This is a genomic window from Sporosarcina jiandibaonis (assembly GCF_013184495.1).
Classification (GTDB): domain Bacteria; phylum Bacillota; class Bacilli; order Bacillales_A; family Planococcaceae; genus Sporosarcina; species Sporosarcina jiandibaonis.
This window is the reverse complement of record NZ_JAAOIY010000003.1, coordinates 73,153-94,970: the sequence shown is the minus strand read 5'-3', so window position 1 is coordinate 94,970 and position 21,818 is coordinate 73,153. Positions and strand designations below refer to the sequence as shown.

Genomic DNA, 21,818 nt, shown 5'->3' with positions numbered 1-21,818 from the left:
TAAATACATCTAAAATCATGTCCCGCAAAAAGTTTGATAAGGAACGGGCGATCGAGGTGGTGTTGTATACTTTTCCTGTTCAGGTGTGTGATCATATGGATTGGAAAGAACATTTAACAGTTGTTGCATCACACTATAATCTCCTCGTTCTACTGCAGCTTCTAACGCTTCTTCGACCCGATGGTTACGAGGAATGACTGCTGGATTGCTATCCCGCATTAATTGACGGGAAGATTCTTTTGATTCCTGCTGCCTTTCTAATCTTGCCTTCCACAATTTATGCCATCCAGAAAATTCCGTAGTGCTAAACATCTCGTTATTCTCCAGTTTATCGATAGTTAACGCACGAAACGTATTGGTGTAATCCGCTTGATGTTTTTTCATCAGAGTGAGCAAGTCATCAATCAGAATTCCATCGTCTTTCTCTTCATTGAACAACCCCAGTTTTGCTCTCATGCCCGAAAGCCACTTCGACTGATATTGCTCAGGAAATTCTGAAATTGCCTCTTGCGCTATTTTGATTGCTTCCGCCTCATCTTCATGTAAAAGCGGAATTAGCGTTTCAGCCAAACGAGCGAGATTCCAGCCGGCTATAGATGGTTGGTTCCCGTAGGCGTAACGGCCTTGAATATCAATTGAACTGAAGACAGTCGCCAGGTCGTACGTATCCATGAATGCGCAAGGACCATAATCGATTGTCTCTCCGCTAATTGTCATATTGTCGGTATTCATCACTCCGTGGATAAAACCAACTAGTTGCCACTTGGCTATTAACGCCGCCTGCCGTTTGATTACTGCTTGAAGAAACGAAAGGTAACGATTATCGTCTGTTTCAACTTCAGGGTAATGGCGTTTTATCGCGTAGTCAGCCAACTGCTGAAGATCTTCAAATGAACCCCATTGTGCAGCGTATTGAAAAGTACCAACACGTAAATGGCTCTTCGCTATGCGCGTTAATATTGCGCCAGATAACATTGTTTCACGATATATTTTTTCACCCGTTGTCACCACGGCCAGACTACGGGTTGTCGGAATACCAAGTCCATGCATGGCTTCGCTGATAATATATTCACGGAGCATCGGACCGATTCCAGCCCGTCCATCGCCTCCGCGGGAATACTTTGTTCGCCCGGATCCTTTGAGCTGAATATCAAATCTCTCTCCGGAGGGAGTGATTTGTTCGCCAATGAGCATAGCCCGCCCGTCCCCCAACATCGTAAAATGACCAAATTGATGCCCCGCATAAGCTTGCGCAAGCGGCATAGCGCCTTCTGGAATCTTGTTACCTGCAAATACTGCAATTCCTTCTTCACTTTTCAGTGCATCGGCATTAAAACCAAGTGATTTCGCCAAGGAATCATTGAGAATAATCAATTCGGGTGCATCTACGGGATTCGGGTCCATTTTAGTAAAAAAGATTTCCGGCAAATGGGCATAACTGTTATCAAAGTTCCAACCTATTTCTTCTGATTTCGGTTTATTTATCATGTTTGTCTCCTAAGATTATATTTGTTTTGTATCTCAAGTTTGAATTTTGTTGAATTGCCATTTATTATACGCATTATTCATTTGGGTATCGAATCATCTGCGTTCGGAGTAAACGAATCACTTTAGGAAATACTACGAAAAAAGGAGGAGAGCAAATGGCGAAAAACAATAAAATATTAGTTCCTGAAGCGCGTAAAGAATTGGATAAACTGAAGGCAGATGTCATGAAGCAACATGGATATAATGTGAATACAAACAATCCCGACGATGTGAAATTCGAAATTGCAGATGAACTTGGTATTCCATTAACAAAAGGATATAACGGAAAAATCACCGCTGAAAATGCCGGTAAAATCGGAGGTCCGATTGGCGGGAACATGGTAAAAGAGATGGTTCGGATGGCGCAAGAACAAATGTTGAAGAAGTGAACAGTTGAGCGCCAGAAGAATACCAAGGAGAATGCCGGGTTACTACGCCTGGCACTCCCTTGATTATTCTTGAGTCATTTCTTTTTCATTTTTTGCGGGGAATAATCTTGGTGATCAAATTCTTCCGCGGCTTCAGCTAGTTGCGCTTGGAGTTCACGGAAGTTTTCATTCCCTTCTTTGTGATTTTGAGCTAAATTTTGTTCTGCAATTTGTTGCTGATTTAGCCGCGGATCACGTCTTTGAATAAAACTATTCGAATGTTCTTGCCGATTCAAATTTAACCGCACTCCTCTGTCATGATGCGATTTATTATCTTTTTTCGCCAAATCCCTCACTCCTTTTAGATGAATCGTTTTTAGTATTCGCTTATACAGGAACAGTATACGGGTACATAAAAGTTATTCATCTATATTTGATGTGTCATACCTCACGCATTTTGTACATACCTCGATATTTAAGTTTCCCTGAATTTTTTCATTCATTTTTTCGTATCATTAATAACACTTCACGTTTTTTTGTTATGTTTTTTGATATATACAAATAAATTCAAGAAAATTGGGGGGAATTTATGAAAGCTATTATTTGTAACAAATATGGTTCGCCAGATGTACTTGAATTACAAGAGATAGAAAAACCTTTACCTTTAGATAATCAAGTGTTGGTAAGAGTTCATTCAGCATCCTTGAATTTTGGTAACTTGGTTCTTTTAAAAGGAAAACCGTTCTTAGCTCGCCTTGCTTTCGGTCTACTAAAACCAAAATACAGGATACCTGGCGGTGACATTGCCGGTGTTGTTGAAGCTGTTGGAGGAGATGTGAAGCATTTTCAAGCAGGTGACGAAGTATTTGGCGACCTATCTGTATGTGGTTGGGGTGGTTTTGCTGAATATGTAACTGTCCCGGAACATGCTTTAGCTTTAAAGCCCTCCAATATTTCATTTGAAGAAGCTGCTGCCACGCCGATGGCTAGTGTGACAGCATTACAAGGACTGCGCGATAAAGGTAAGATTAAGTCAGGAGAAAAAGTATTAATCCATGGGGCATCTGGAGGTGTCGGTACATTCGCGGTTCAAATCGCCAAATCTTTCGGGGCTGAAGTAACGGCTGTATGTAGTACAAGAAATGTAGAAATATTGCAGTCAATAGGAGCAGACCGAATCATTGATTATACAAAAGAGGATTTCACACAAAGTGATGAGCGTTATGATCTGATTCTTGGTGTTAACGGGTCTAATTCCATTTCGGCTTATAAACGGGCTTTAAAACCAAATGGAAGTTTTGTCCACGTGGGTGGAGCTGAATCACAATTGTTTCAATCTTTGGTTCTTGGACCTTTTATTTTTATGACTGGAAGTAAGAAAATAAGTAATCTCTTACAAAGAGCAAACCAAAATGATTTAATTTATGTAAAAGAATTAATTGAGGATGGGAAAGTAAAACCGGTAATTGATAAACAGTATAAGTTAAGCGAAATAGCTGAAGCATTCAAATATTTTCAGGAAGGTCACGCTCAAGGTAAAGTTGTCCTAACTGTATAAATTCATTCAGTTTTTCATTCTCGCATCCTGTATACTATAGGTAAAAGCCGATAAATGGGGTGCGGATAAATGAACAATAAAATTGGATGGATGCGTTTGAAGCATGGTCAATGGGATTTATATTTAGCAGCGACAGAGAAAGGACTTTGTTATGTCGGAACGCAGAATGAGGATTTTGAAGATCTTGAAAAATGGGCTAAGAAGCGATTGCCGGGTTTTGAATTAATCGAAGATGAAAAAGCCCTGCAATTCTACGCAAAAGAATTGATAGAGTTTTTGGACGGGCAGCGAAGAGATTTTACAGCCGCCACAGCCTTGTACGGAACTCCATTTCAGCAATCCGTTTGGCAAGCATTGCTGCAAATTCCTTTTGGTGAAACGGTATCGTATTCAACTATCGCAGAACGTATCGGAAATCCAAAGGCTGTACGCGCCGTCGGAACAGCAATCGGCGCTAATCCAATGCTGATTATTGTTCCGTGCCATCGGGTAATTGGAAAAAATGGTTCTCTAACTGGTTTTCGTGGCGGACTGGAAATGAAATCACAATTACTTGAGTTGGAGAGTTGAACCAAGGCGACAAGCATGAAAGTAAGAAAAACAATAAAAAACCAGGTTTGGTGCAATTTTATATTACGTTAAACCTGGTTTGAATTTTAGCTATTACCTCTCTATCCAAAACCTTCGGATCACAGTTCCATCTTCTTCAATAAAGCTTTTGTCTTCAACGCCGCCGTTTTTTATTATCGTTTTTGCAGATCCAATATTGTTAGCATTACAAGTTACAAGTACCCGCCGGATTCCCAATTCATCACATTTTTTCAATGCCTCTGCAAGAATTCGTGTCGCATGACCCTTTCGTCTTTCAACAGGTCTCACGCCATACCCAACATGTCCCCCGACGTTACGTAAGTAATCCGTCAACTCATGCCGTATGTCGACCATAGCAATCACTCGATCATTTTCATCCACCAGGAAATAATTCGTGCATGGCACCCATTTTCCATCCCCGCTTTCCCGCGTTTTCAGTGCTTCTAAATAGGCTTCATAATTCTCATAACCATCTAAATTAAAACTGCTTGGAGTCATTCGGGATTCATCCCATTCTTTCATGTAATCCTCGTGCTCATTTTTCCATTCGATGGACGGTCTCACCAATCGCATATTTATTCCCCATTTCCCCACTGCTTAAGATGTATATGAAAACACAAAAACACCAAAAGCTTTTTATTTAGCTATCGTAGTAGCAATTGTTATTACGGATAAAAAGAAATAACCACCCTCCGCTAACGACCAAGTAAGCAGGGTGGTATTTCATCACACTCTAATACTGGCTTTCCGCTCTTCACGCGGAATGGAATGTGATTTGCCGGACGTTTCTCAGACCTTCAGCTTTTCCTATTATACCATAACAAATCCCTTTATCCCAATACACTGAAAATTATTACTTCAAATAAAATAATCCGCCATTAATAATTTCAATTTTAATTCTTGCTTCGTATTGTTGGTCCATCGCTTCTTTTTCGATGTCATAACTATCCGGTCTTTCTTCTACGCCTTCATAGAAATACTCCAATACTTTACGATCCTTTTCCCACCTCATTTTCGCTTCTTCCGCCCATGTGTGGTCATCTTGTTGTATTTTATTTTCGATTACCGCGTCCAAACGGTCGAGTGCGCGAGTAGGATTTATAATATACGGCAAGTTAAATGTGTTTTCCGACATGTTTACATCCAAATCCACGTCACTTATTGATTCCTGGAAACCTTCAATTAGATCCCCTGTCATTAAGTTAATCCCTAATGAATAAAGAGTTTCTTTCGTTTGATCGCTGAAATACGATACTTTATAATTCACGCCTAGCCATGGGGTTAAAATGGTTTGAGAATCAGATTTTCCTGATATCTTCTCATACACTAATACAAAAGAGCCGAGTTCTTTTATCGTTTGAAATAGTTGGTGGAGCCGTGGAGAACCCAAATGCACAACTTCCCCTTTGACGTCTTGGTCAAGCTTATTTTTATCTGTAATTAAAGTGATTTGCGCTGGACACGGCACACCATTCGTACTCTCTAAGTACTGCCAATAAAAGGGCCGATTCATTATTCTTTTGTCCATATCGATTGTTAATTGAACAGTAAGATACTGGTCGCTATCACTTAATATTTGGCATTTGTTTTCTTTAAAAAGTTCTCTTAAATAACCATGAATTTGCTGCGGATACATGTACTCCCTCCTTTACGGCACGTTAACACGGGATAAAGTGAAACTTCAATCAGCGGAATGTACTAACCGCTGATTGTTAGTTGAACCAATCGGGAGTTTACGTGTCGTTGATGGTCTTTTACGGCACGTTAACTCAGGATAGGATATCATCCAACTCACCGACTACTTGTTCAAAAACACCAATCTTCACATAAAGCAAATCCAATATATGATCTTCGATTGTATTCTGAATGGCTAAATTATAAATATTAACGTCGTGTTCCTGACCTAGCCTATGGACACGACCGATTCGTTGCTCTAATTTCATCGGGTTCCAAGGCAAATCGTAATTTATGACGTGGTGGCAAAACTGAAGGTTAATCCCCTCACTACCCGACTCCGTCGCGATCAACACCTGTGCTTGGTCTTTAAATAATTGCTTCATCCACTCTCGTTTATTTTTATTGAATTTGCCGTTAAACGGAACACTCGAGATTCCTTTAGATTGTAAATACCACTGCAAATAGGTTTGACTTCCTTTATATTCGGTAAAGATAATAACCTTATTGCCATTTACCCGAGAAATGATTTCATAAGCCTTTTCCGCTTTCGAATTAATTTCTAGCGCCATGAGTTTTCCAATGATCTCTTCTATATAAGAGATGTCTTCCTGTTTTGTGCATTTTTCAAGCATATCTGTTAACGTTAAAGCTGTTGCTTCCTTACTGCTGCACATTTCCCTTTGCAGCGTAATCAGAGAAAATGCATCTGAAAATACAGTTGAAACATTTTTAAGTTCCGATATTAGGTCGTATACTTCTTTTTCTTCTTTCGTAAACTCGATAGGGATTATTTCTACATTACGATTTGTCCATTCAATCCCAGTATCTTCTCGTCTATTTCTGACCATAACTTGATTAACCAATTCTTTTAAATACTCGTCATGTTCGACATTGTGTTTACTTGCGGAAAATGCGGATTGAAACGATTCGTAATTTCCGAGGTGACCCGGTTTCAATAAAGATATAAGATAAAACAATTCAAACACATCGTTTTGAATAGGCGTGGCTGTTAATAACAAACAAAATTTTTTCTTTAAATTTCGGACAAACTCGTAACTCTGCGTTTTATGGTTCTTTAATTTGTGGGCTTCATCAATAATGATTAAATCAAAATCTTGTTCGTAAATATTCTCTTTATGCGGACTTCTTTTTGCCGTATCCAAACTCATGACGACAACTGAACAATAATTCAAATCATAGTTTTTCTTATACTGCAATGCTGGAATGTGAAATTTTTGATTGAGTTCATCAAGCCATTGATTGACAAGTGAAGCTGGAACCAAAATCAGCGCTTTCTTCACAAGCCCGCGTATCAGATACTCTTTCAAAATCAATCCAGCTTCAATGGTTTTACCGAGCCCCACTTCATCTGCAAGAATCGCTTTACCATTCATCCTTTCAATGACCGTTTCCGCCACTTCCAACTGATGGGCTAGAGGCGTCAGATTAGGTAAATATCTTGGAGATTGAAGACCGCGAAAATCTGTAATCAGGTTCGCTTTCGCTATTTCATAACTCATATTATATAACTTCCAGCTATCCCATGCTTCACGATTCTCCAATCGCTTTGCAAAGCCTTCTTTCCATTCAGACGATCTTTCAATGATCAAAAATATCACCTCATTCTTCGTTTATTTCTTTGTTAGATTGTCCAAAAATGAAATTCCTATGTTAAGTTAATCAGATATAAAATTTCAAGAACAAAAAAAGCGAGCTACTTAAGTAAGTAGTCGCTTAGAAATATTATTTAACAATCGTGACTGGACAGTTCGCGTGCTTCACCACTTTATGGCTAACACTTCCTAGAACCATTTCTTGAAAAGCATTTAAACCCCGACTTCCGATTACTAGTTGATCAATGGAATGTTCGTTTACGTACTTTATAATTTCGTGACTCGGGGTTCCTTTCAACATCGTACTCTGTATTTGGACGCCGGCAGACTTTGCAAGTTTTTCGATTGGTGATACCTTTTGTTCGCGTTTTAAAGCTAAGCTTTCTGGACTTTGGGCTAATAAACGTTCGTCTTTCGCTTTGTTATAATCTGCGACATAAATTACTTCCAAATTCGACTCAGGTAGATATCGGGCGAGCATAATTGCATGTTTGGCGGCCCGTAACGCGTTGTCTGACCCATCAACAGCTACAGCAATCTTCATTTAGATTCCTCCCCTATGTGAATTGTTGATACAATTGTTCACTTGAAGAATTTAACCCTTGGATTTGTACAGTCACACTTTTTTGTTCGAGTTTCTGCTTCACTTTTATTATAGCAGCAACAGCGGACTCATCCCAAAGCTGGCTATTTTCAAAATTAATGATTACTGAGCTTCCTGTAACGTTATCAAATGATTGAATAAACTTCGTCGTAGATGCAAAAAATAAAGGACCTTTTACTTTATATATTCCACTATCATGCGTTACGCTCACACGCGAAATTTTTGCAACAAAGAAAAGCGCACTTAATATAACGCCAGCGACAACACCGATTGCCAAATTATGCGTATATAAAATAATCACTACGGTTATAAGCATAACAAGCGACTCTGACTTAGGCGCTTGTTTCAAAAACTTAAACGAACCCCAATTGAAGGTTGTCGCACTCACCATAATCATCACGCCGACAAGAACAGGCATCGGAATATCAGCGACGACATCGCCTAAAACGATGATTAAAAACATAAGAAATACGCCAGACGTCAATGTCGATAAACGCCCGCGTCCTCCTGATTTAATATTGATCACCGATTGTCCGATCAATGCACAACCCGCCATCCCGCCGAAAAATCCATTGACGAAATTGGCAATTCCTTGCCCGCGTGCCTCCGTATTTTTATTGCTAGGCGTGTCCGTCATATCATCCAACACTTGAGACGTAAGAAGCGATTCCAATAAACCGACAACCGAAAGCGCCAATGAATACGGTAAAATAATTTTCAACGTTTCAAAATTAAGCGGAATATCCGGCAAGAAGAAAATCGGTAGCGTATTCGGCATCGTACCGAGGTCGCCAATCGTCTGCAACTTGACACCGCTTATAAGCGCAATGCTTGTCATGACGACAATGGCAATCAACGGTGCAGGAATATACGTAAAAAATCGCGGAATCGCGTACACTAAAATTAGCGTGACGATTGCAAAAACATATGTAATGCTCCCCGCACCAATTAAATAAGGCATTTGCGTGATAAAAATCATAATTCCGAGCGCATTCACAAACCCAAGCATGACGGAGTTTGGAATAAATCGCATCAAATTCGCGACACCGAATAACCCAAGTATAAATTGAATAATTCCTGTCAAAATAGTTGCCGCAAGTACATATTGCAGGCCATGATTCGCCATCAAGCTGACGAGTACTAATGCCATCGCACCGGTTGCTGCCGAAATCAAACCAGGTCGGCCGCCTACAAACGAAATGATGACAGCGATTGTAAATGAAGCATATAACGCGACACGCGGATCTACACCCACAATGAACGCAAAAGCCAATGCTTCAGGGATGAGCGCGAGCCCGACAACGATACCTGCTAAAATATCGGCACGAACATTCCCGAACCATTGTTGTTTTAATGTATGCATTTTTTTCCCCTTTCATCATCACTAAGCTTCGACAAAGCTTGTACCAATGGTAGAATGTTTATAGCATAGCATTTTCATTCCCAAAAGTTAATAGTTTTGGGAAGTTAGGAGAAAATAATGAAATACGGATACATTCGCCCAATAGTTAAGGATCAACAATGTACTAATCAATTGAATAATATTTCCATCGAAAAATTATATAAAGAATCACATGGGCTTGCGAAGAAAAGAACGGAACTTGATGACTTATTAATGACCTTGCAAAAAGGAGACGAGCTATTCGTTCAAAATATCGAAGCGTTAGCCGATTCACTTCAGCAACTTTTAGATATCTTACGGCTAGCAGAACGCGATCAGATTATTATTCATTTCATCGATGAACAACTAACCAATCAAACAATTCATGAAGCTTCGCTACTTCAAGGTGCCACTTTTTTCGCAAGGTTGCAATCGACTTTCTTAAGCCATTCTTCTACATTTACTTTGCAAGTTGCGAAACAACAGGGCAAATCGATCGGCCGCCCGCGAAAGTCAGATGAAAATTTAGAGCGCGCTTTTGCCATGTATGAGAGTAAAAACTATACGCTATTCGACATAAAAGAAGCAACGGGAATTAGTAAATCGACCTTATACCGTTATTTAGATAGTCGTTCTATATCGGATGAGGATAAATAAAAGAACGCCAAGTTGTTCGTAAAAATTCATTATCCGTAATGAAAAAATCATCGGTTTCCACGCTGAAAAAATGATATGGCGATAACGTGCTTTGGAAATGTGTGACCGATTGAATTGTTTGGTGCAAACGGTGAAATGTCGCGTCTGCCGGTAAAATAACGCGTCTCCATATGGTCGGCGTAATGTATTCAAATGATAGTTTCAGAATATATGCATTCATAAGTCACCTCGTCTTTTCTCATTATCATACGGCATTTTCAAGTTTTCTTATACCGTAACGCATATAGCCTCAAAATATGAAAAGACCTACCGTTTATTAATCGACGAAAGGTCTTCCATATCAATATACTAAACCAAAATATCCATCCAAATTTTCACAGCTGTAATCAATATGAGTATGGCTAAAAAAGCTTGAAGGATTTTTGTATTCACTTTTCTTCCGGTCTTGGCACCTAGTGGGGCCGATATCAAACTGGCAATTATCAGTATTAACGCTGGATAGAAATCAACTTGCCCCGTCGAAACTTTCCCTGCAGTTGCGCCAATGGATGAAATAAAGATGATTGCTAACGAAGAGGCAATCGTCACCCTCGTCGGGATTTTTAATACGACCAACATTATAGGCACGATTAAAAAACCGCCTCCTGCACCAACAATCCCAGAACCTAATCCGACGATTAAAGCTAAAAATGCAGCAAGCCACTTGTTGAACGTTACCTGATCCAAAGGAATATCATCTATTCCCTTCTTTGGAATGAACATCATGACGGCTGCTATTAATGCCAAAATCCCGTAAACAATATTAATACTTTCTTCAGACATAGACCCTGACCCAAAACTTCCGATGATACTTCCTAGTAACACGCCGGCCCCCATGTAAATGATAAGTTTTTTATTCAAAAACCCGCCGTTACGATAAGCCAAGACGCCGCTGATGGAAGCAAATAACACCTGAACTGCACTGATTCCCGAGACATCATGCGCAGTGAATGCCGCCAAATCCAATAGCGGCGGTATAAATAAAAGCAGCGGGTAATTAATAATCGCCCCGCCGATTCCAACCATTCCAGACATAAAGGATCCAATAAATCCTATTAAAAAGATAATTATTATAAATGTGAAATCCATTTCAAAACCTCCCAAAAAAGAAGGGAACCCTATCCTATAAGGTTCCCTAAGCGTTGTTAACCTTTCTTAATCCAAAATTTTAGTACGCCATTTTCCTCAGTAGATTCCAAAAGCTCATGTCCGCCGGCTTTTGACCAAGCAGTTAAATCTGCTTTAGAACCTTGATCAGTCGCATGTATTTCTAATACCTCACCAGTTTTTAAGTTATCCATTGCTTTTTTTGTTCTAACAATCGGCATTGGACATGCTAAACCTTTTGCATCTAATAATTCATTTGCCTTCATTTTTTCAACGCTCCTATTCATCATAATTTTTATCGAATCGCGCAACGATTTGGCCCAATTTCCATCTCGCGTTGCTTTTCATCATCCGGCTTGATTTTCCCCATATTCGTTTCACGGATTTCTTGGTAGGCATTTGGCTGCGGCGGTAAGTTACCCGTTACCATATCTCTAAACTCAGCTTCATCCGCAATGTTCAATCCATGATTTTCTTCGAATAATGTTGCCAAAGGTTTGGCTACACTTCCATCTTCATTTAATTCTTCTATAATCATAAAATGAGCGGGTAGGACGATTAAATCATCTGATAGTTCACGGTATCGGTCATACAACGTTTCTCTTAAATCGCCAACCCAGTCCTCTGCCATACCTGCAAGATCCGGTCTCCCAATAGAATCGATGAATAAAATATCTCCTGTTAGTAAATATTTATCGTCGACTACAAACGAAGTAGATCCAATGGTGTGACCAGGCGAGTATAGCGCATGAATGTTTATCTTTGTATTACCGATCGTTATCGTCTTACCGCCCTCTAATGGCTGATAGTCAAATTGCACTTCCGTTGCATCTTTCGGAGGTAACCAATAGGTTGCTTTGGTTTTTTCCGCGATTTCTCTGCCTCCTGAAATATGGTCAGCATGTAAGTGGGTATCAAACACATGCGTGATTTTTGCTCCGATACTTTCCGCATAATCTAGGTAGATGTCCGTCATACGTGCCGGGTCAATTATAGCTGCTTCGCCGTTGGAAACTACCATGTAAGACAAACAGCCTTTTCCAAGGCGCACAAATTGGTGAATTTCTCCTCCATTCGTTAAATCTCCGACTTTTACATGCTCCAAATGTTCACTCCATGCTTTCATGCCGCCCTGCAAATAATAAACGGAAAGCCCTGCATCAGATAACATCTCGGCGACCATAATTGAAGAGCCTTCTTTCGCACATACAACTAATACTTCTTTATTTTCAGGGATTGCATCCATGATTTCCTCAACACCATCAAATAAATCAAAGTATGGGGTATTTAGGATTTCAATTTTATCCCCTTCTATTTTCCAATCATTAAAGGCACTTTCATTTCGTACATCTAAAATAAATAATTCTTCTTTATTGATGACTTTTTTAGCGACCTCTTTAGCAGTCATTGCTTTTACTGACATCACGTATACCTCCTATAGTTTGTTCCGAATTTAATTAATTTTAGTTTACTGATTTCTCTGTAGGCCCTTCCCATTCACTCATACCTGGAACCACATTAAAGACTTTTGTAAACCCCGCCGCGGTTAATTTTTGTGACGCTAAGTCACTCCGATTACCAGTGCGACAAACTACGTAAATTTCAGACTCCTTGTCTAATTCATCGATATATTCTTCTAATTCACCAAGCGGAATCGATTTGGCATTCGGAATATGGTTAAACGCATATTCAGCCGATTCACGCACATCCAAGACTACTGAGTTGTGGTTCGCCTCTAATTTTTGTTGCAATTCTTCGTTTCGAATGACATTTGGATGGCTCTTTTCTTCTTTTTCCTCATCACTTGCTTTACGAAGATAATGTTTTAATACAGTTCCTTCATTTATTGTTCCTAAGTATTGATGACCTGTACTCTCTGCCCACGCCTTTAAATCGGCGGTTGAACCTTTATCCGTTGCTTGAACTTCCAATACTTCTCCGGGCTCCAAATCGTTTAACGCCTTTTTGGTTTTAACAATCGGCATCGGACATGCCAATCCTTTTGCATCTAAAACTGAATTTGTTTGAATCATTGTTTACTCCTCCTCATTAATTACCCGCAGGGGTATATAAAAAGTTAAAAATTTTAGTCTACTGGGCCGTTCCACTCGAGCATGCCGCCAGTCATGTTGATCACCTTGAATCCATAATCTTCAAGAAACGTTGCTGCCCTTGCACTTCTTCCGCCCGAACGACAAACCATAATATATTCCTTTGATTTATCCAGGTCTTGCATCTTGAATTCCACTAACCCTAATGGGATATGGATTGCACCCGGTATTTTTCCAGCTCGTACTTCATCAACCTCACGCACGTCTATTAGATTTATCGGTGCTTTTTCATTCAATAAAACTTCTACTTCATTAGTTGATATCTGTTTCACAATCAATTTTCCTCCTTTAATTGCGCCAAGCGCTCATTCCGCCTTTTACGTTGATGATGTGCTTGAATCCCATTTTCTTCAATACCCTACTTGCATTCATACTTCTCATTCCACTTTGACATATCAGAAAAACTTCTTTATCTATAGATAAGTCACTTGCTTTATTATGAAGATCAGCTAATGGAATATTTTTAAATTCTTTAATGTGATTCGCTTTAAATTCATTTGGCGTACGAACGTCTATAAATTGCTTATCTTTGTTTTTTAATTCGGACTTTAATTCTGTTGTATTTATATTACGAATCCCTTTAACCGGGGCTAATCGTTGATAGAAAAACCATATAACAATTGCCAGTAATATAATATTTACTAAAGTACCCAACATTTCAGCTCAAAACCTTCCTCTTTGTAAAATCGTTTTTCTTTGATTAAATAAATAAGTTTACATGTCCGTCTTCTGCTTCAGCCAGATAAGCCGCCACACCGGCATATTCAATTTTGTCGAGTAATTCTTCTTGTTGAAGTCCAAGTAAATCCATTGTCATCGTACAAGCAATGAGTTTAACCTCTTGTTCTTGCGCCATCTCAATTAATTGAGGCAACGTCATCGCATTATGTTTCTTCATCACATGTTTAATCATTTTAGGACCCATTCCAGCAAAGTTCATTTTAGATAGTCCCATTTTATCTGCACCTCTCGGCATCATCTTACCGAACATTTTTTCAAGGAAGCCCTTTTTCAATGTCAATGGCTCCTCCTTCCGTAAAGCATTTAATCCCCAAAACGTGTGAAAAATGGTCACTTCATGATCATAAGCTGCGGCGCCATTTGCAATAATATAAGCCGCCATCGCCTTATCATAATCACCGCTAAACAATATAATCGTCGTTTTTTTCTTTTCAGTCATTCTTTGTTTCCTCCTTTTACCTTAGGTACCCGACGGGGTATACTTTGTTTCAAAAAAATATGTTATACCGCTGGGGGTATATACTATATTAAAAAGAACTGTTCGTCAACCCCCGGATATTCGAGTATTGATGAACATCTGTCTTTATCTGCTCTTCGTCAAAAGCTCAACTGCTTCTTTGACAAGATTATCGGTGTCTTCACCTTTCTCAACACTTTCCCGAACGCATTGTTCAAGATTGGTGCTGACAATAACCCCCATTGTCCGGTCAATTGCGGTACGCGCAGCAGATAATTGGGTGACAACCTCTCGACAATCTTTTCCTTGGTCTATCATACCTAGCACACCTTTAATCTGTCCTTCAATCCTTTTTAATCGGTTGATAACATTTTTATCGTATTCCATTTTCAACCCTCCGTTATCTTTACTTGATTTATTTTTGCGCGAAATATTTTCAAATAAACAATCAAGTTCATTCAACTTCCAAAACCTATGATATACCCCTTTGGGTATATAGTCAAGTTGTAAGTTTGAGAATCGATTCCAAGTCCTCAAAAACATTCCCTGTTTACCTTTATCTTCTTACGGCTATACTTTTTTAAAAGCACTGACTTCTATAGATGGAGGTATAGGAATATGAAAGCTATGCAGGACAAGCAGGGGGATTCAAAGAACAGAGCAACCTTTTGGCGCCGGAATCTTTGGTCTGGCATCTTATTCGGATTAGGTTTTGTCGCTTTTCTTGACGAAACGCTTTTTCACCAACTGCTTCATTGGCATAAGTTTTACGACAAGTCGACTGTCGCGGTCGGTCTTGTTTCGGATGGATTATTTCACGCATTTAGCTGGTTTGCGACTGTCGGCGGACTATACATGGTTGCCGACTTGCGGAGGCGTGGTGCACTGTGGCATAAGATGTGGTGGGGAGGAAAATTGCTTGGTGGCGGGGTTTTCCAACTATATGACGGAACAATTCAGCACAAGATCATGCGCATCCACCAAATCCGATACAATGTGGATATTTTACCGTACGACCTCGTCTGGAACATTTCAGCAGCTATCATGATTCTGGTTGGCATCGGTCTAATCATGAATGCTAAGCGCGATCAACGTCAAGGAAAAGGTGCATTTTCCCATGCATGATGCGGCGGACAATCACGCTTTCTTTCTCTTTACCGATATTTTTTTTGGAATTCCGGCGCTTCTTGCGATTGGATTTTACATCGGTGCTGTTTTGGCAACTAACCGACGAAAGCGCTATCGTAAATGGCCTTGGCAGCGCACGATATTCTTTGTTACGGGTGTATTTCTTGCAGCTTCCGCCTTGATAGGCCCGCTTTCACGTCAATCCCATGTCGATTTCACGGCTCACATGGCGGGGCATTTACTGCTGGGCATGCTCGCACCGCTTCTAATTGCACTTGCAGCACCGATGACATTGTTGCTCCGTACACTCAATGTCAATTTTGCAAGAAAAGTTAGCCGTCTGATGAAAAGCCGTTCCATCCGATTCTTTAGCCATCCTATTGTCGCCTCTATCTTGAACATTGGCGGTTTATCGCTCCTATATACGACCAATTTATATACAGCAATGCACGAAAACCTTTTGCTCCATGTCATCGTGCATATTCACGTCTTCATCGCCGGCTATTTATTCACAATTTCTTTAGTTTATATTGATCCCGTTTTTCACCGTTTCAGTTTCCCGTACAGAACTTCCATATTCATTCTAGCCCTTGCAGGACACGGCATTCTATCAAAATTCATCTATGCATATCCACCGGCAGGCGTCTTGGAAGAACAGGCAAGAATTGGCGGGATGTTGATGTATTACGGAGGCGATGCGGTCGATCTGATATTAATCATAATCCTATTCAGGCACTGGTATCAATCTGTTCGCCCACGCAGGGATATTGCCGTAAGGATGGGGTAAATAATCAAAGATAAAAAAACAATCAGCTATTCGTGCATAGGGCTGATTGTTTTTGATTGTAATATTATGTGTGATTTGAAGGGTTTGTACTAGCTATGGGATGTTTCAGGCTTTTCTTTAACTAGATTTCAGGTGCTGATTTTCATACAAGCAATCCAAAAGTTCTTGTACTGCGACTTCACCTGCATGAATCCATCTGTTTTTATTAATAATTTTTCCGTCGGTATCGATCGGCTGCTGGAATTGACTAAACCCGGTTGCATCTAGTAATGAACTACCTTCCCTATCAAGACCTACATGCACCACATGCTTGATCACGAAAGAGGCACCAAATTCAATTGAAGTATCATATTTATCAAGTTCCCCATCCCTTACGAAAAAAGGGATTCGGATATAAATAGTTTCCCCACCTTCTCGGCACAAAACATGGTCAAAGAATCCTCTGTCATAATCCCAGTTTCCGCCTAAGTGATAACCAAGCTCTCGAATACAATCCCTTACAACTCCAAAAGTTGCCCTTTGCCCTTCAAGCTCTGTTTCTAATTTCAACATAATTATCCCTCCTAGGCTAGAGCATTCACAAAAGAGGGAGTAAACATACTATAGAATAGGGAAAAGTTCCATAACAGCTGCTATTTTTTTTCGAATAAAAAATCCAAAAGGAAGGTCGATAATATAAGCCGACTTCCTTTTGGATTTATACATAATTTCATGATAGTTGGACTTCTTCCAGCCATTCTAACATCCTGTTTTCTGCATAATCATTTTCAAATTCATACCATTTATCACCGATTCCCTGCTCACCTAATTTATCCTTAAAAGATCTAAAAGGCTTTCTTCCATTCAATACATCCAGTAGCTGAACGGCAATACTAGAATCCTGCATTTCGGCGAATTTGACCATTAAATCATAAGCTTCGTCCGTTGTAATCTGTGGGATCCGAACTAAATACTGAACAGCCTCATCATCGTCCCAATCAATTTCCGGCATCCCGGTCTGCGATTCGGGAGCATCTAAACGAATTTCCTTTGTTTTCGTATCAAGAACATAGGATAATTCATAATCAGATTCTAAAAAAACCACTATAAGTTCATCGATAAGTTCCATAATTCTCACCTTCTTTTTGTATAGTATAACCCTTAATCCGCAAAAACAGTGTCATCTACGCGCATTAATAATAATATTGTTTACGCATTCCCATTAAAGGAAATGATTTGACTATACTTATGATACAAAGGAGCCTAGACAATGACAAATCAAAACCAAGATATCATCTCATATTTTGAAAAATTGGATCGCGGATTTTTCATGGATACACACAAGGAATTCGCCTATTTAGATGAAGCGATTCCGATCGGGCATGAACAAACCATTTCCCAGCCTTCCCTCGTGCTTGAAATGACATTGGCGATTGATTTACAACCTCATTCAAAAGTATTGGAAATCGGAACAGGATCGGGCTTTCAAACCGCCTTGCTTGCCGCCTTTTCGAACTCTGTATATACAATCGAACGAATAGAGGAACTGCACCAGCGAGCTAAGGAGAGATTAAAGGAAGCAGGTTTTGTGAACATCCATTTTAAGCTTGATGATGGAAGCACCGGGTGGAAAGAACACGCTCCTTATGACCGCATTATGGTGACAGCCGCGGCTGCCCAGATGCCTAAGGAACTAATCGACCAATTAGCCTTCGGCGGAAAAATGGTTATACCCGTAGGGACACCCTTCTTACAGGAACTTCTGCTAATCGAAAAGAATGAAGAGGGCGGAATTAACACAGAAGTGTTGACTGAAGTAAGGTTTGTTCCTTTGAAAGGCAAATATGAGTAGGTACATCTCTGTCGTTGTGTAAAACACTTGAAAGATACCTGTTTGTGTTCGATTTATGATAATTCATGAACCTGGATAATTAATCAAAAAATATCGAAAAAGCGATATAGATTCGGTGCCCAATTTTTATTTTATGCAATTGCAGTGAATTAACTGAATAGCATCTTGCACAGGCACCTAAAAAGTTCCGGGAAAAGCCATACCTATTTCTGGTTCAGATCCCCAACAAGATGTATAATAAATCCTTTGCGAAGGAGGGACTTTATGGAGCAACAAAAAAAATCCAAGTCGATTCGACTATTGAATTTTATTGAAGAAAAAGGAAATAAGTTGCCACACCCCGTTACGATTTTCATTATTTTCACGTTACTTGTCATTGGTTTATCTCACGTTCTGTATGTGATTGGGACAAGTGTTAGTTTTGAAGGGGTTAACAAAGATTCGGGTCAGATTGAAACGCTGACAGTAAAAGCAGTCAGTTTGCTTGTTCCGGAAGGCATTGCTTATATGTTTTCGAATGTAGTGTTGAACTTTACTTCTTTTGTGGCGCTAGGGCCGGTTCTTGTTGCGATGATCGGGGTCGGTGTTGCTGAAAAAAGTGGCTATATTAGTGCTGTAATGACCAATACTGTCACAAAGGCTCCTAAGAAATTCGTAACACCGATCGTTGTCCTCATGGGGGTCTTGTCCAACGTTGCCGCTTCGGTCGGTTATGTTGTGCTTGTCCCGCTCGGCGCCATCATTTTCTTAGGTTTTAAACGACATCCGCTAGCTGGTTTGTCAGCTGCGTTCGCCGGTGTTGCTGGAGGATATTCTGCTAACCTTTTCCTAGGGACGAACGATCCCTTGTTAAGCGGGATTACGACAGAAGCTGCACATATATTAGATGCTGGTTACATAGTTAATCCCACGGATAACTGGTTTTACATGTTTGTTTCAACTTTCCTTATCGTCATTATCGGAACGCTTGTCACTGATAAGTTAATTGAACCGAAATTAGGAAAATATATCCCTAGTAAGGGGATGGAACCTCAAAATGTAATTACCGATGTAGAGAAAAAAGGGCTCTTGTGGGCAAATATTTCGGTCGTCCTTACACTAATTACAATTGCACTACTCGTTCTTCCAGAAAACGGCATATTGCGTGGTGAAGGCGGCAGCATAATTCAATCGCCATTTATGAGCAGTATCATTTTCATGATGATGTTAATCTTTTTAGTGCCCGGTGTCGTTTATGGATTGGTTACGAAAACGATAAAAAATGATAAAGATATTGCGAACTTAATGACATCCTCTTTGGAAACAATGGCTGGATTTATTGTCTTAATTTTCTTTGCTGCACAGTTTGTTGCGCTATTCAATTATACAAATTTAGGCACGATTATTGCGGTGAAAGGTGCGGACTTTTTACAGACGATTCATTTGGATGGTGCCCCGTTACTTGTGGCATTGATCTTCATCACCGCAATCATCAATTTATTTATCGCTGCGGATTCGGCAAAATGGGCGATTATGGCCCCCGTGTTTGTTCCGATGTTCATGCAAATGGGCATCGCGCCTGAAGTTACACAGGTAGCTTATCGGGTTGGAGACTCCTCAACGAATATCATTTCTCCCTTGATGCCGTTCTTTCCATTAGTTGTCGCTTTTGCACAGCGTTACGGCAAGGAAAACGGCGTAGGGACAGTAATATCGCTTATGTTACCTTATTCAATTATCATTTTATTTGGCTGGACAATCTTTTTTGTTGTATGGTATGTACTCGGGATTCCGGTCGGACCGGGAACAAATTTAAATTACTAGAAAAGAGTGGATTGACATGAAAGTAGTTACAACATGGACAGGCGGACGCGCTTTTACCGCTGTTGGAGATTCAGGTTATGATATAAATATGGATGCAACAGAAGCATATGGCGGTTTAGGAAAAGGAGCAACCCCTACCGAAATGCTCCTCGGTGCCTTGGCAGGATGCATCGGGATTGATGTTACGATGATTTTGAGACCTCATTTGGAAAAAATAACTAAAATTGAGATTATCACCGACGGAACTCGAAAAGAAGAAGCGCCGAAAGGTTTTACGGCTATGGAAGTAACTTTTGTGATTGACGGCGACATCAACAATAAGAAGGTTTGGCGCGCGATTCGGTTGGGTAAAGAGAAGTATTGTTCGGTATCGGATTCATTAAAAGCTGATGTTAGCTTTAATTTGATATTGAACGGTGAAGAATCTCCTGAATTGGTTTAAATAATGTTGTTGTCAATGAAGAAGCCATCTAAGTGGCTTCTTTTTATTTCCAAAATTTAAATTTGCCGTCCTCCCAAAGCTGTTGATCCCCCCGCAATATAATGCGAATGGTAACGTCAATTAGTCTTCACAAATATTCGCCATCAATTTGGGAACAATATCCCTAGAAGATTGCTCAAAAACTAAGGAGGTAGAAAAATGACTAGAAACAATCCAAGACCGAATCCAACTGATTATGAAGAAAGAGTGAAAAAGACAATCAGCAATATGGAAGCTGCAGAAGAGGCAATGAAATTCGCGGAAGGAAAAGAACTTGAGTCAATTAAGGAAAAAAACGCAAGACGTGAAGAGAGCCTTACTCGGTCAGGCAATGAAGAAAATAGATCATAAATAAATTAATTGAATCAAATAAAGCTTGCTACAGTGAAATTGCTTTTAGCAAGCTGAATACTTCTTGTGATTAGAATATTTGAAAAGGAAAATACCCCTCATATCCTTTTGACTGGATAATGAGGGATTACTTTCTTTTAACGATTTCTATTCAAATTTTCAACTCAATTTCAGCATCTTCTTTTAACTCTTTAACATGTGCGACAAGCTGTTTTTGCTGTTGTTCTTGTTGAAGCATTTCTTTGATTTCATCACTAACTTCTTCTAGTGGAGGAAGTTCTTGACCGCTGTCTTTTGATCCGGCTGCGGCTTGATCGTAGTACGCTTTAATTTCTTTGTCCGTGACTTTTTCTACTGGAGCCACTTTATCTTGGTACTTTTCAATAATAATAAATTCTGCTATTTGCTCTTTTATCGTTTTTACATCCACGTTTTGACTTTTGAGTGCTTCTTTCATTGTCTTTTCATCGCCAAATTGCTCGACAAATGCTGAATAATCTTCATCTATCTCTGATTCAGACGCATTAATTTTCGCTTCTTTCGCTTTTTGAAGGATCAATGTTTGATTCACAACCGTGTCAAGTGCTTGCATTTTAACTTGTTCCGCTGATTCTTTGCTTGACGGATCTTGGCCCATTTGTTGCATTTGACCTTGAAGCGACGTCAATGCAGCATTATATTGCTCACCTTTAAGTTCTTCATCATTTACAATTGCCACGACTTTATTCTTCTCCACTTGCTGTTCGGCTAACTTCACTTGCATCTCTTCTGCCGACTCCATTTCTCCCTGGGCAGCTTCTTCAGGTTTTTCATCTTTCGCCGCTTTATCATCTTCGCCGCAAGCAGCTAAACTGAATGCAAGTGCCCCCGTTATGAACGGCAATAGAACTCTTTTAAATTTCATGTTGTAAACCCCTTTCAAATCTGGTGCTCTCTATTACATGAGCGTAAACTGCATCTTAACCAACATTCACCGCAATTCAAACTCATATCCCTCTATGACATC

At 39.8% G+C, this 21,818-nt stretch carries 29 protein-coding genes; 10 read left to right on the top strand and 19 right to left on the bottom strand.

Annotated elements, in window-relative coordinates; all coding sequences use genetic code 11:
- Positions 1-15: 15 nt before the first annotated feature.
- The gene (locus G8782_RS10195; RefSeq protein ID WP_172370858.1) at positions 16-1,488 is read right to left on the bottom strand and encodes a protein adenylyltransferase SelO; all 1,473 of its coding nucleotides are present in this window, start codon (positions 1,486-1,488) and stop codon (positions 16-18) included.
- 155 nt (positions 1,489-1,643) lie between these two features.
- Between G8782_RS10195 and G8782_RS10190 the strand changes: the two genes are divergently transcribed.
- A complete protein-coding gene (locus tag G8782_RS10190) occupies positions 1,644-1,916 on the top strand; it encodes an alpha/beta-type small acid-soluble spore protein (protein ID WP_172370857.1) in 273 nt (90 codons plus the stop codon).
- Between the two features lie 74 nt (positions 1,917-1,990).
- Here the strand turns inward: G8782_RS10190 and G8782_RS10185 are convergent, their stop codons facing one another.
- Positions 1,991-2,242: a hypothetical protein gene (locus tag G8782_RS10185; RefSeq protein ID WP_172370856.1), complete on the bottom strand. Its 252-nt coding sequence runs from the start codon at positions 2,240-2,242 to the stop codon at positions 1,991-1,993.
- 242 nt (positions 2,243-2,484) lie between these two features.
- On the opposite strand from G8782_RS10185, the gene G8782_RS10180 reads away from it, so the two are divergent.
- Positions 2,485-3,453 (top strand): NAD(P)-dependent alcohol dehydrogenase, encoded by a 969-nt coding sequence (locus tag G8782_RS10180; protein WP_172370855.1) that lies wholly within the window; start codon positions 2,485-2,487, stop codon positions 3,451-3,453.
- 69 nt (positions 3,454-3,522) lie between these two features.
- On the top strand, positions 3,523-4,023 hold the full coding sequence (locus G8782_RS10175) for a methylated-DNA--[protein]-cysteine S-methyltransferase (RefSeq protein ID WP_172370854.1): 501 nt from the start codon (positions 3,523-3,525) through the stop codon (positions 4,021-4,023).
- Positions 4,024-4,116: 93 nt separating this feature from the next.
- On the opposite strand, the gene G8782_RS10170 is transcribed toward G8782_RS10175, so the two are convergent.
- The 5 genes from G8782_RS10170 to G8782_RS10150 form a co-directional block, all read right to left on the bottom strand.
- Positions 4,117-4,617 (bottom strand): GNAT family N-acetyltransferase, encoded by a 501-nt coding sequence (locus tag G8782_RS10170; protein WP_172370853.1) that lies wholly within the window; start codon positions 4,615-4,617, stop codon positions 4,117-4,119.
- A 280-nt stretch (positions 4,618-4,897) separates the two neighbouring features.
- Positions 4,898-5,680, bottom strand: a complete 783-nt coding sequence (locus tag G8782_RS10165) for a YqhG family protein (protein WP_172370852.1) — start codon at positions 5,678-5,680, stop codon at positions 4,898-4,900.
- A 133-nt stretch (positions 5,681-5,813) separates the two neighbouring features.
- The gene (locus tag G8782_RS10160; protein WP_172370851.1) at positions 5,814-7,331 is read right to left on the bottom strand and encodes a DEAD/DEAH box helicase; all 1,518 of its coding nucleotides are present in this window, start codon (positions 7,329-7,331) and stop codon (positions 5,814-5,816) included.
- Positions 7,332-7,464: 133 nt separating this feature from the next.
- Positions 7,465-7,878, bottom strand: a complete 414-nt coding sequence (locus G8782_RS10155; RefSeq protein ID WP_172370850.1) for a universal stress protein — start codon at positions 7,876-7,878, stop codon at positions 7,465-7,467.
- Positions 7,879-7,891: 13 nt separating this feature from the next.
- Positions 7,892-9,301: a SulP family inorganic anion transporter gene (locus G8782_RS10150; RefSeq protein ID WP_172370849.1), complete on the bottom strand. Its 1,410-nt coding sequence runs from the start codon at positions 9,299-9,301 to the stop codon at positions 7,892-7,894.
- A gap of 117 nt (positions 9,302-9,418) precedes the next feature.
- Here G8782_RS10150 and G8782_RS10145 point away from each other — a divergent pair, with 117 nt between their 5' ends.
- Positions 9,419-9,976 (top strand): recombinase family protein, encoded by a 558-nt coding sequence (locus tag G8782_RS10145; protein ID WP_172370848.1) that lies wholly within the window; start codon positions 9,419-9,421, stop codon positions 9,974-9,976.
- Here G8782_RS10145 and G8782_RS10140 read toward each other — a convergent pair.
- The 9 genes from G8782_RS10140 to G8782_RS10100 form a co-directional block, all read right to left on the bottom strand.
- Positions 9,954-10,196 carry an IS1096 element passenger TnpR family protein gene (locus tag G8782_RS10140; RefSeq protein WP_172370847.1) on the bottom strand — a complete coding sequence of 81 codons (243 nt, stop codon included), beginning with the start codon at positions 10,194-10,196 and terminating at the stop codon, positions 9,954-9,956. The genes G8782_RS10145 and G8782_RS10140 overlap by 23 nt on opposite strands.
- A 128-nt stretch (positions 10,197-10,324) precedes the next feature.
- A complete protein-coding gene (locus tag G8782_RS10135) occupies positions 10,325-11,104 on the bottom strand; it encodes a sulfite exporter TauE/SafE family protein (protein WP_172370846.1) in 780 nt (259 codons plus the stop codon).
- A 56-nt stretch (positions 11,105-11,160) separates the two neighbouring features.
- Positions 11,161-11,388, bottom strand: a complete 228-nt coding sequence (locus tag G8782_RS10130; RefSeq protein ID WP_172370845.1) for a sulfurtransferase TusA family protein — start codon at positions 11,386-11,388, stop codon at positions 11,161-11,163.
- Positions 11,389-11,417: 29 nt separating this feature from the next.
- A complete protein-coding gene (locus tag G8782_RS10125; RefSeq protein WP_172370844.1) occupies positions 11,418-12,545 on the bottom strand; it encodes an MBL fold metallo-hydrolase in 1,128 nt (375 codons plus the stop codon).
- 40 nt (positions 12,546-12,585) lie between these two features.
- Positions 12,586-13,155, bottom strand: coding sequence for a sulfurtransferase TusA family protein (locus G8782_RS10120; RefSeq protein WP_172370843.1), 570 nt, complete (start codon positions 13,153-13,155; stop codon positions 12,586-12,588).
- Between the two features lie 53 nt (positions 13,156-13,208).
- Positions 13,209-13,505 (bottom strand): rhodanese-like domain-containing protein, encoded by a 297-nt coding sequence (locus G8782_RS10115; protein ID WP_172370842.1) that lies wholly within the window; start codon positions 13,503-13,505, stop codon positions 13,209-13,211.
- 16 nt (positions 13,506-13,521) lie between these two features.
- Positions 13,522-13,890 (bottom strand): rhodanese-like domain-containing protein, encoded by a 369-nt coding sequence (locus G8782_RS10110; protein WP_172370841.1) that lies wholly within the window; start codon positions 13,888-13,890, stop codon positions 13,522-13,524.
- Between the two features lie 43 nt (positions 13,891-13,933).
- Entirely contained in the window at positions 13,934-14,413 is a 480-nt protein-coding gene (locus G8782_RS10105; protein ID WP_172370840.1) for a DsrE/DsrF/DrsH-like family protein, read from the bottom strand.
- 144 nt (positions 14,414-14,557) lie between these two features.
- Positions 14,558-14,818, bottom strand: coding sequence for a metal-sensitive transcriptional regulator (locus tag G8782_RS10100; RefSeq protein ID WP_172370839.1), 261 nt, complete (start codon positions 14,816-14,818; stop codon positions 14,558-14,560).
- A gap of 240 nt (positions 14,819-15,058) precedes the next feature.
- Here G8782_RS10100 and G8782_RS10095 point away from each other — a divergent pair, with 240 nt between their 5' ends.
- A complete protein-coding gene (locus G8782_RS10095) occupies positions 15,059-15,556 on the top strand; it encodes a DUF2243 domain-containing protein (protein ID WP_172371188.1) in 498 nt (165 codons plus the stop codon).
- On the top strand, positions 15,549-16,346 hold the full coding sequence (locus tag G8782_RS10090) for a cytochrome c oxidase assembly protein (RefSeq protein ID WP_172370838.1): 798 nt from the start codon (positions 15,549-15,551) through the stop codon (positions 16,344-16,346). The genes G8782_RS10095 and G8782_RS10090 overlap by 8 nt, the downstream gene beginning before the upstream one ends.
- A 117-nt stretch (positions 16,347-16,463) precedes the next feature.
- Here G8782_RS10090 and G8782_RS10085 read toward each other — a convergent pair whose 3' ends face one another.
- Both G8782_RS10085 and G8782_RS10080 read right to left on the bottom strand, forming a co-directional pair.
- Positions 16,464-16,898, bottom strand: coding sequence for a YugN family protein (locus G8782_RS10085; RefSeq protein ID WP_172370837.1), 435 nt, complete (start codon positions 16,896-16,898; stop codon positions 16,464-16,466).
- Between the two features lie 157 nt (positions 16,899-17,055).
- On the bottom strand, positions 17,056-17,454 hold the full coding sequence (locus G8782_RS10080) for a UPF0158 family protein (RefSeq protein WP_172370836.1): 399 nt from the start codon (positions 17,452-17,454) through the stop codon (positions 17,056-17,058).
- A 141-nt stretch (positions 17,455-17,595) separates the two neighbouring features.
- On the opposite strand from G8782_RS10080, the gene G8782_RS10075 reads away from it, so the two are divergent.
- From G8782_RS10075 to G8782_RS10060, 4 genes are all read left to right on the top strand, one after another.
- A complete protein-coding gene (locus tag G8782_RS10075; RefSeq protein ID WP_172370835.1) occupies positions 17,596-18,177 on the top strand; it encodes a protein-L-isoaspartate(D-aspartate) O-methyltransferase in 582 nt (193 codons plus the stop codon).
- A gap of 264 nt (positions 18,178-18,441) precedes the next feature.
- Complete coding sequence (locus G8782_RS10070) at positions 18,442-19,980, top strand: AbgT family transporter (RefSeq protein WP_172370834.1); 1,539 nt, start codon at positions 18,442-18,444, stop codon at positions 19,978-19,980.
- A 16-nt stretch (positions 19,981-19,996) separates the two neighbouring features.
- Positions 19,997-20,422 carry an OsmC family protein gene (locus tag G8782_RS10065; RefSeq protein ID WP_172370833.1) on the top strand — a complete coding sequence of 142 codons (426 nt, stop codon included), beginning with the start codon at positions 19,997-19,999 and terminating at the stop codon, positions 20,420-20,422.
- 198 nt (positions 20,423-20,620) lie between these two features.
- Positions 20,621-20,812, top strand: a complete 192-nt coding sequence (locus tag G8782_RS10060) for a small, acid-soluble spore protein tlp (protein ID WP_172370832.1) — start codon at positions 20,621-20,623, stop codon at positions 20,810-20,812.
- Positions 20,813-20,963: 151 nt separating this feature from the next.
- Here G8782_RS10060 and G8782_RS10055 read toward each other — a convergent pair whose 3' ends face one another.
- Positions 20,964-21,716, bottom strand: coding sequence for a SurA N-terminal domain-containing protein (locus G8782_RS10055; RefSeq protein WP_172370831.1), 753 nt, complete (start codon positions 21,714-21,716; stop codon positions 20,964-20,966).
- Between the last annotated feature and the right edge of the window lie 102 nt (positions 21,717-21,818).

Coding starts and splice junctions, on each gene's coding strand:
- G8782_RS10195 (WP_172370858.1), bottom strand. CDS start 1,488: ATGATAAATAAACCGAAATCAGAAGAAATAGGTTGGAACTTTGATAAC.
- G8782_RS10190 (WP_172370857.1), top strand. CDS start 1,644: ATGGCGAAAAACAATAAAATATTAGTTCCTGAAGCGCGTAAAGAATTG.
- G8782_RS10180 (WP_172370855.1), top strand. CDS start 2,485: ATGAAAGCTATTATTTGTAACAAATATGGTTCGCCAGATGTACTTGAA.
- G8782_RS10175 (WP_172370854.1), top strand. CDS start 3,523: ATGAACAATAAAATTGGATGGATGCGTTTGAAGCATGGTCAATGGGAT.
- G8782_RS10170 (WP_172370853.1), bottom strand. CDS start 4,617: ATGCGATTGGTGAGACCGTCCATCGAATGGAAAAATGAGCACGAGGAT.
- G8782_RS10165 (WP_172370852.1), bottom strand. CDS start 5,680: ATGTATCCGCAGCAAATTCATGGTTATTTAAGAGAACTTTTTAAAGAA.
- G8782_RS10155 (WP_172370850.1), bottom strand. CDS start 7,878: ATGAAGATTGCTGTAGCTGTTGATGGGTCAGACAACGCGTTACGGGCC.
- G8782_RS10150 (WP_172370849.1), bottom strand. CDS start 9,301: ATGCATACATTAAAACAACAATGGTTCGGGAATGTTCGTGCCGATATT.
- G8782_RS10145 (WP_172370848.1), top strand. CDS start 9,419: ATGAAATACGGATACATTCGCCCAATAGTTAAGGATCAACAATGTACT.
- G8782_RS10140 (WP_172370847.1), bottom strand. CDS start 10,196: ATGAATGCATATATTCTGAAACTATCATTTGAATACATTACGCCGACC.
- G8782_RS10135 (WP_172370846.1), bottom strand. CDS start 11,104: ATGGATTTCACATTTATAATAATTATCTTTTTAATAGGATTTATTGGA.
- G8782_RS10130 (WP_172370845.1), bottom strand. CDS start 11,388: ATGAAGGCAAATGAATTATTAGATGCAAAAGGTTTAGCATGTCCAATG.
- G8782_RS10125 (WP_172370844.1), bottom strand. CDS start 12,545: ATGTCAGTAAAAGCAATGACTGCTAAAGAGGTCGCTAAAAAAGTCATC.
- G8782_RS10120 (WP_172370843.1), bottom strand. CDS start 13,155: ATGATTCAAACAAATTCAGTTTTAGATGCAAAAGGATTGGCATGTCCG.
- G8782_RS10110 (WP_172370841.1), bottom strand. CDS start 13,890: ATGTTGGGTACTTTAGTAAATATTATATTACTGGCAATTGTTATATGG.
- G8782_RS10105 (WP_172370840.1), bottom strand. CDS start 14,413: ATGACTGAAAAGAAAAAAACGACGATTATATTGTTTAGCGGTGATTAT.
- G8782_RS10100 (WP_172370839.1), bottom strand. CDS start 14,818: ATGGAATACGATAAAAATGTTATCAACCGATTAAAAAGGATTGAAGGA.
- G8782_RS10095 (WP_172371188.1), top strand. CDS start 15,059: ATGCAGGACAAGCAGGGGGATTCAAAGAACAGAGCAACCTTTTGGCGC.
- G8782_RS10090 (WP_172370838.1), top strand. CDS start 15,549: ATGCATGATGCGGCGGACAATCACGCTTTCTTTCTCTTTACCGATATT.
- G8782_RS10085 (WP_172370837.1), bottom strand. CDS start 16,898: ATGTTGAAATTAGAAACAGAGCTTGAAGGGCAAAGGGCAACTTTTGGA.
- G8782_RS10080 (WP_172370836.1), bottom strand. CDS start 17,454: ATGGAACTTATCGATGAACTTATAGTGGTTTTTTTAGAATCTGATTAT.
- G8782_RS10075 (WP_172370835.1), top strand. CDS start 17,596: ATGACAAATCAAAACCAAGATATCATCTCATATTTTGAAAAATTGGAT.
- G8782_RS10070 (WP_172370834.1), top strand. CDS start 18,442: ATGGAGCAACAAAAAAAATCCAAGTCGATTCGACTATTGAATTTTATT.
- G8782_RS10065 (WP_172370833.1), top strand. CDS start 19,997: ATGAAAGTAGTTACAACATGGACAGGCGGACGCGCTTTTACCGCTGTT.
- G8782_RS10060 (WP_172370832.1), top strand. CDS start 20,621: ATGACTAGAAACAATCCAAGACCGAATCCAACTGATTATGAAGAAAGA.
- G8782_RS10055 (WP_172370831.1), bottom strand. CDS start 21,716: ATGAAATTTAAAAGAGTTCTATTGCCGTTCATAACGGGGGCACTTGCA.